Below are 3,183 nucleotides of genomic sequence, written 5' to 3' on the forward strand. Positions count from 1 at the left end.
AGCACCCCACTGGGGGATAAACATGACCATCTCTGAGGGAGCTTCGGTGTGTGGCACGAGATAGAAGACAAAGTCCACCCCATCAATAGTGACGGTTTCATTGTCCTTGGTGATGAAGTGGTTAGGAATGGGAAGTGAGGAGGCATCATTGGCCAGGGCGGGGCCCAACGCACTGGTGACGATCCCTTTCTCGTTAACCTTGAGTACGTTGCCGTATTGATAACCAGCACGACGCGCCATGATATTGCCGCCCATAACATTTTCGCTGACAGCCTCTTCCACAAATCCTTCGGGTGCCAGCACCGGCAGCTTGCCGCTGCTCACATCCTCGGGGGTCGCCAGCCCGGCCTCGTAAATGCCGCCAAACCCACCGAAGTGATCGGCATGGCTGTGGGAAATGATCACCCCCTTGAGCGCCCGTTTACCACGATGTTGTTCATACAGCTCAATGGAGGCTTTTAGCGCCTTACCTGAATATTCCACATCATAAAAAACCATCCCTTCGTTGGTCTCTATGATGGTCAGATTCGAGAGATCTTGGCCGCGAACCTGATAGATATGCTCACTCACCTTGTAGAGCCCCCCCCGGTTAACCAGTTGGGCATGGCGCCACAAGCTGGGGTTAACCGACTCAGGTGCTTTATTGCCCTGTACATAATTCATGGCCGTGGCACTAAACACCCCTGTGATATCCCCTTTGTTCAGCAAGGGGGCTATAAAGCCACGATCGGCATCTGCAAATGCCTGTTGGTCATTAAAGTCAAGCACCTGATAGACGCGCTCATTAGCCTCCTTGGTAAAAGGGGTCGCCTCCTTGGCCTTGGTGTTGTAGTCATAAGCCATGGCCATTTGCGAGGTGATCGCTATCGCAACGAGGCTGATCCTGCTTACTACTTTTCTAATCGTCATACATAAAACCCAATAATTAAGTGTCAAAAAATTCGATTTCAACCCTGATGCCATCATCAAAAACATAGCACACAATATTGAATTGTATAAACTAATTACCTACTTACATACACCCTATTCAATATGGATACTACCGGATAGTTTACATATAGCTGCTCCTAACAGTAGATCACAAGAGGAAAGATACTTCGCCCGGTTTGAATGTTCTGATTAGTGGCAATAACACACACACAGAAAGGACTGAGTTGATACATATCCACCACGACAATTGTGGTGCTATAAACACTCTAAAAATATCGACTCCATACGTCAATGTCATAATTTAACCCTGTTCTGATTCAATATGCGATATTTAGCGCGGATTAACTAAATTGAACTAACGATTAAAGGAATAAACATGAAAGATCGTGATTTAGCCTTACGATATAATATTTATTGTTACTTTTACAACGTGGTCGTGGCTTAACTGTACGATTCATGGACGTGTGATTCATAGAGATCATTTCACTATGATGTGATGCTATGGACAGGGAAATTCAGCAAAGATTAATGTGGGTACGCCTCTACGAGGTGTACAGATCTAGTTATCACCTGACACCGGCCTCAAACCGGTGTCTTGTTTACGCTACTTTAGTGCGCACTTGGCGTTGTTTCCCAAATCAACCATCAAGCCACAACTGCCCCAGCCCCAAGTGACCGTTACACTCGGGGCTTTCTGACAGGCAGACCCAGGGTATTGAGTTTGTTTATGGCGCTGACATACGCCATTACCTCTCCCACTTGGCCGTTGTAGTTACGCAGACTGACTTTCCCCGCCTGCAACTGTTTGAACCGATACATCGCTGTCTCTGCAAGTGAGCGACGGTGATACCCCGATATCTTCTTCCAGTGCGCCAGCAGTTCCTTGCGCATCACCAGCACCGCGTCATTTCTTGCGTGTCCCTTTTCCCATAACCCCGCGCTTTTGCGAGGCGGGATACAGGCTGTTGCCTCTTTGCGCAAGATAAGCTGATGGCTGGCTTTGATGTCGTAGGCACCATCCGCATAAACACGTCCCAGCTTGCGCCGCAGAGGGTTGAGCAAGGTGGGCAACACCTCGGCATCATGGACATTTTCCAGCGAGACTTCCGCCGCCACGATATCGTGGGTCACCGGATCTACTGCCAGATGCAATTTGCGCCAGACTCGCCGTTTCTCGGCGCCGTATTTTCTGACTTTCCACTCGCCTTCAGCAAACACCTTCAGGCCTGTAGAGTCGATAACCAAATCGGTAATACGTCCTTTTGGGGGCTGTCGATAAGCCACCGTCACCGTGCGAGCCCGTTTGCTGACACAGCTGTAGTCCGGTGCGCACAGCGGCGCATTCATCAACTCGAACAGGGAGTCGAGTAGTCCCTGGGTTGCCCGCAGAGTGAGGTTGAAAATCCCCTTGAGCATCAGGAAGGTGCAGATGGTCTGGTCGGTGTAGAGCTGGCTGCGGCCCCGTCGTCCGTTATGGTCTTGGTGAAACCAGTTATCCATGGCATCTGTATCAACCCAGAAGGTGAGTGAACCACGGTTAATCAATGATTTGTTGTATTGATGCCAGTTGGTGATGGGGTGAAGCGACGTGCTCATGATGCAGACTTGAAGGAGATGGTGGTGATCAGATCACCGCGCTCTCCGTTAGTTCCATTCAAGCTGCATCGATTTGGGCAACAACGCCTGCGCACTTCCTTCGGTATCAATTTCAGACCCTTCCTGCACATGCTGTAGGGGGGTTGCCCCTCCATCATCCTGCCCTGATGTGGCCGCTGGGTGTTGTAGTGCTCTAAGTAGCTATCCAGGTCTGTCTGCATCTGCTCTACCGACTCATACCAGGTCGTTCTCCCCTTGATACGGAAGTGTTCATCCAACAAGGTTCGATGTAGCCGCTCGATAAAGCCGTTGCTCTGTGGCCTGCGTACCTTGGTTGTCCGGTGCTCAATCCCCTCCAGTTGCAGGAACAGCTCGTAGGGATGCTGGTCAGGTCGTCCACAGAACTCGCGCCCGTTGTCCGACAGGATGATATAGACCCGTGCCTCATGGGCTTCGAAGAACGGCAGCACCGTTTCATTGAGCACATGAACCGAGGTCACCGGCAGCTTGCTGGTGTAGAGCCGTCCCCAGGCGTGGCGGCTGTAGCAGTCCAGCACGGTTTGCAGATACACCTTGCCAACTCCCTTGAGCACGCCGACGAAGAAGGTGTCGACCGCCACCAGTTCTCCGGTGTAGTGGACCTCAATCTGGCGTTCA

At 51.0% G+C, this 3,183-nt stretch carries 2 protein-coding genes and 1 pseudogene; all 3 read right to left on the reverse strand.

Going from position 1 to position 3,183, the window contains the following annotated elements; genetic code table 11:
- On the reverse strand, nucleotides 1-975 hold a 975-nt coding region (locus A9G06_RS21155), incomplete at its 3' end, for an MBL fold metallo-hydrolase (protein WP_216093233.1).
- Nucleotides 976-1,608: 633 nt separating this feature from the next.
- On the reverse strand, nucleotides 1,609-2,526 hold the full coding sequence (locus A9G06_RS21160; protein ID WP_069556541.1) for an IS5 family transposase: 918 nt from the start codon (nucleotides 2,524-2,526) through the stop codon (nucleotides 1,609-1,611).
- Between the two features lie 89 nt (nucleotides 2,527-2,615).
- Nucleotides 2,616-3,183, reverse strand: a pseudogene (locus tag A9G06_RS21165) (integrase core domain-containing protein); the annotation flags it as partial.

It is taken from the genome of Aeromonas sp. DNP9, from assembly GCF_001728955.1.
In the GTDB taxonomy this organism is placed as follows: Bacteria; Pseudomonadota; Gammaproteobacteria; order Enterobacterales; family Aeromonadaceae; genus Aeromonas; species Aeromonas veronii.